Annotated in this window: 4 protein-coding genes; all 4 read right to left on the bottom strand. The window is 72.6% G+C overall.

Annotation, left to right across the window (positions count from 1 at the left end):
• Nucleotides 1-820, bottom strand: an 820-nt coding sequence (locus ACN675_RS27830; RefSeq protein ID WP_420753890.1) for a hypothetical protein, incomplete at its 3' end; no start/stop codon positions are given.
• The gene (locus tag ACN675_RS27825) at nt 820-3,000 is read right to left on the bottom strand and encodes an AAA family ATPase (protein ID WP_420753889.1); all 2,181 of its coding nucleotides are present in this window, start codon (nt 2,998-3,000) and stop codon (nt 820-822) included. The genes ACN675_RS27830 and ACN675_RS27825, both read right to left, overlap by 1 nt.
• 21 nt (nt 3,001-3,021) lie before the next feature.
• Nucleotides 3,022-3,936, bottom strand: coding sequence for a CDP-alcohol phosphatidyltransferase family protein (locus tag ACN675_RS27820; protein WP_420753888.1), 915 nt, complete (start codon nt 3,934-3,936; stop codon nt 3,022-3,024).
• A partial coding sequence (locus tag ACN675_RS27815; RefSeq protein ID WP_420753887.1) for a phosphatidylserine decarboxylase occupies nt 3,933-4,434 on the bottom strand: 502 nt, incomplete at its 5' end. The genes ACN675_RS27815 and ACN675_RS27820, both read right to left, overlap by 4 nt.

Below are 4,434 nucleotides of genomic sequence, written 5' to 3'. Positions count from 1 at the left end.
CCGACACGTCCGGCCCGCCGAGCGCGACGACGAGCGGGTAGGCGGTGACGATCGCGCCGGTGACCGCCATCGGGAAGGCGCCGTCGCCGGGCGGCAGGAACCGTGCCGCGACCTCGGCGCCGATGACCAGGAGCAGCAGGGCGCCCCCGGTGAACAGCCACATCCGCACGGTCGACGACGCAGCCTCGGCGTCGACCCGGTCGGCGAGCAGGCGGTATCCGACGGACAGGGCCAGCGCCGCACCGACCGCGACCGTCCACATCCGCGGATCGGCCCGCTGCACCCGCATGCCGGGCTGCGCGACGAGCGCCGCGGCCACGACCGTGACCAGCGCGATCGCGAGCAGCCACTGCGGCACCGTCCAGTGCAGTGACTCGAACGGTCGTCCGTTCCCGGCCGCAGCCGCCGCGAGAAACGCCGACCAGCCACCGGCGACGACCGCCCATTGCCCGCCGACGCGCCCCCAGGTCGCGGCGACCGCCGCGCCGAGCAGGATGCCCGCGGTTGCCGCGACCACGATCTGCAGTGCGGATTGCGTGTCCGCGGCGGCGTCGGACGGTGCGATGTAGCGAATGGAACCCAGCACCAGCACGCAGCCGGTGGCGATTGCCCAACCGGTGCGCCGCGACCCCGAATGCTGCAGACCCGCCACCGCGACCACCGCGAGTACCGCCGCGACGATCGGGGTGCTGTCGTGGTGGACGGGAGCGACCGTCACGGCACCGTCGACGGTCAGGACGACCCCGGCGAGAGCCGCGGCGCACAGGCCTGCCAGTGCCGCGAGCGGAGCGTCGACGCGGGCCGCGGTGAGGGTGGCCATCAGCGGTTCTCCGCGTACGCGCGCAGGTGCTCGACCTGCGCGGGATCCAGCGACGGCCGCACCGCGGTGCGCGCAGTCGCGACATCCTCGGCGGTGACGACCGCAGCGTCGACGTTTCTGCGCATCGCGGCGAGCGCGGCCTCCCGCAGCAGCGCCGCGCAGTCCGCCGCCGAGTAACCGTCCAGGTCCTCGGCGAGTGCCTCGAGATCGACGTCGTCGGCGAGCGGGACGGACTTGCCTGCCGTCTTCAGGATGTCGACGCGGGCCTCGGCGTCCGGCGGCGGCACGAACACGAGGCGTTCCAGCCGACCGGGCCGCAGCAGCGCCGGATCGATGAGATCGGGTCGGTTCGTCGCACCGAGCACCACGACGTCACGCAGCGGTTCGACGCCGTCGAGTTCGGTGAGCAGGGCTGCGACCACCCGATCGCCCACCCCCGAATCCGAACTCTGACCGCGCCGGGGTGCGAGCGCGTCGACCTCGTCGAGGAAGATCAGCGACGGCGCCGAATCGCGAGCCCGGGCGAACAGTTCGCGTACGGCCTTCTCGGAGGCACCGACCCACTTGTCCATCAGTTCGGCGCCCTTGACCGCGTGCACGCTCAGATGCCCGGTGCTCGCCAGCGCGCGGACCAGGAACGTCTTGCCGCAGCCCGGCGGCCCGTACAGCAGCACGCCGCGCGGCGGATCGACGCCGAGCCGCGCGAACGAGTCGGGATGCTGCAGCGGCCACAGCACGGCTTCGGTCAGGGCCTGCTTGGTCTCGACCATGTCGCCGACGTCGTCCAGGGTGACACTGCCGATCGCGAGTTCCTCGGTACCCGAGCGCGAGAGGGGACGGATCACCTCGAGCGCGCCGAGCAGGTCGTCGTGCAGCAGCACCGGATCCGTGTCGTCGCGGCTCGCCCGGGACGCCGCCCGCAGCGCCGCCTCCCGGCACAGAGCGGCGAGATCGGCGGCGACGAACCCGGGGGCGCGCGCGGCGATCGCGTCGAGCTTGAGCCCCTCGGACGGAACGGTGCGTAGCAGCACCTCGAGCAGCGCCCGGCGGGTCGCGCCGTCGGGCAGCGGCAGGTTGAGTTCGCGGTCGCAGATCTCGGGGGAACGCAGCCGCGAATCGACCGCATCGGGATGCGCGGTCGAAGCGATCAACGCGACGCCGGGGGTGTCGACGACGCGGCGCAGCACGTCGAGGATCAGCGTCGACACCGGTTCCGCGGGATCGGGGAGCAACGTGTCGATGTCGGTGATCAGCAGCACGCCACCGCCGGCCACGGCGTCGGCGGCGGCACCCACGCGACGGAGCCGTTCGTCGGCGGCGAGCGCACCGACCCCGGGGCCGTCGACCTCCACGACCTTCCGGTCGGCCAGGACCGCGCGGGCCAGCGTGGCCTTGCCGACTCCGGCGGGACCGGTGACGAGCACTCCCAGGTGCGGGGACGCGCCGAGGGTGCGCAGCAGGTCGGGTTCGTCGAGTGCCAGTTTCAGCCATTCGGTGAGCCGCGCGACCTGGGCCTGCACACCGACCAGGTCTTCCGGCGGCGGTGCGGCAGCGCGTTCCGGCGCGGTGAATCCCGCTTCGGTGCCGGCGAGCGCGGGTGCGTTCGGCGCGGGCGTCCCGGGGTGACTTCCCCAGGTCACCGCGGTGTTCGGTTGCACGCTGACCGGTCCGGCCGGGTCCACGGCGGTCACCGTCAGCAGTTCCGAGGTCCAGGCGACGCCGAACGTGCGCGACAGGGTGCGTGTGGTGTCGGCGCTGCTCGTCCCGGGACCGAGGTCGCGGGGCAGCAGCGACACGGCGTCACCGACGGTGACGACCTTCCCGAGCAGCGCCTGGCGCAGGGTCGTGTCGCTGATGGAGTGGGTGGCCCGCGACGACCCCGTGACGGAGACGGACCGGGCGCCGTACACGGTGACGGGTGCGACGACGACGGTGGCGTTCTCGCGCATGCCCGTGTTCGACATCGTGACGTCGTCGAGCAGGATCGTGCCGGTGGGGGTACCGGCGGGGGCGAGTCCGGCGACGGCCGCGGTCCGGCGGGAGCCGACCAGCGCGATCGCATCCCATTCGCGCAGTCCGAGCGCGGTCAGCGCTTCCGGGTGCAGGCGGACGACGCCGCGGCGTGCGTCTGCCGCGGAGGTGTTGAGCCGGACGGTCAGCACGAGTTCAGCGGTGGTCACCCCGCCGAGCCTAGAACGTACTCACCGTCCACGCGGGCGACGTAGCCCGAGGCGCGCCGAGGAACGATCCGCGGGCGCCGCGGTGCGGCGGATCACGACGCGGCGGGGCCGCAACGCGCGATGCTCGGCACGGATCGCGCGACGTTCGGACGGCTTGATGTCCCAGGTTTCCGGGCGCGCCGCGACCCACCGCTTGGAGCGGACCGCGAACGGGATGTGCGCGAGATACACGGCGACGAGCACGAGCATCAGCACGAACGGGTAGGTCACGAGCGCGGCCGCGGCGAGCGCGACGAGGACCAGCAGGACCACGGCCAGGCGCGGCGGCACGGACACCGACTTCATGGCGAGGGTCGGGATCGTGCTGACGACGAGCGCTGCGGTGAGCAGGGTCCAGGCCGCGACCACGGGATAGGAGGTCCACCAGCCGTCGCCCCACTGGATGTACGCGGCGATGGGGGAGAGCACGACGAGCGCACCCGCGGGGGCGGGCACGCCGACGAAGTACTCGCGTGCGTACGCGGGAACGCTGTCGTCCTCGAGGAGAGTGTTGAACCGCGCCAGGCGCAGCACCATGCTCACCGCGTACAGCAGCGTGATGATCCAGCCGAACGCGCTGCCGTCGAGCAACGTCACGTACAGCACGAGGGCGGGGGCGACGCCGAACGAGATCGCGTCGGACAGCGAGTCGAGTTCGGCGCCGATCTTGCTGGTGGCATCGAGCAGCCGCGCGATGCGCCCGTCGAGCGAGTCCAGGACCGCGGCGGCGCCGATCATGCCGAGCGCGGTGCCGAGCTCGCCGTCGAGCGCGAATTTCACCGCGGACAGACCCGCCGACAGCGCCAGGATCGTGATGACGCTGGGCAGCAGGCGCACCGCCTGGGGTCGTCCGCGGCGTTTGCGTTCCGGTTCGGGGGTGGTCAGCGGGGGATTCACGGGAGCTGAGCGATGACGGTTTCGGCACCGATGGTGCGCTGCCCGCGCTCGACGAGCAGGGTTGTTCCGGCCGGCAGATAGGTGTCGACGCGGGAGCCGAAACGGATCAGGCCGTAGGTGTCGCCGATCGGCAGGGTGTCGCCGACACCGGCGTCGCACACGATCCGGCGGGCGAGCAGGCCGGCGATCTGGACGACGGCGACCTGGTGGCCGTCACGGGTCTCGAGGAGCATGCTGTTGCGCTCGTTGACCTCGCTCGCGTCCGCCAGATCGGCGGAGAGGAACTTGCCCGGCTGGTGCACGACCTTGCGGACGGTGCTGCCGACGGGGCTGCGCTGCACGTGCACGTCGAGCACCGACAGGAAGATGCTCACGCGCGGCAACGGTTCGTTGCCCAGTCCGAGTTCGGCCGGGGGTACCGCGGTGTCGACGAGCGCGACCTCGCCGTCGGCGGGCGCCACGACGACGCCGACCCGGTTCGGCGGCACCCGGTGCGGA

The sequence above is a fragment of the Rhodococcus sp. O3 genome (genome assembly GCF_048897285.1).
Lineage (GTDB): Bacteria > Actinomycetota > Actinomycetes > Mycobacteriales > Mycobacteriaceae > Rhodococcus.
This window is presented reverse-complemented; position numbering and strand designations above follow the sequence as displayed.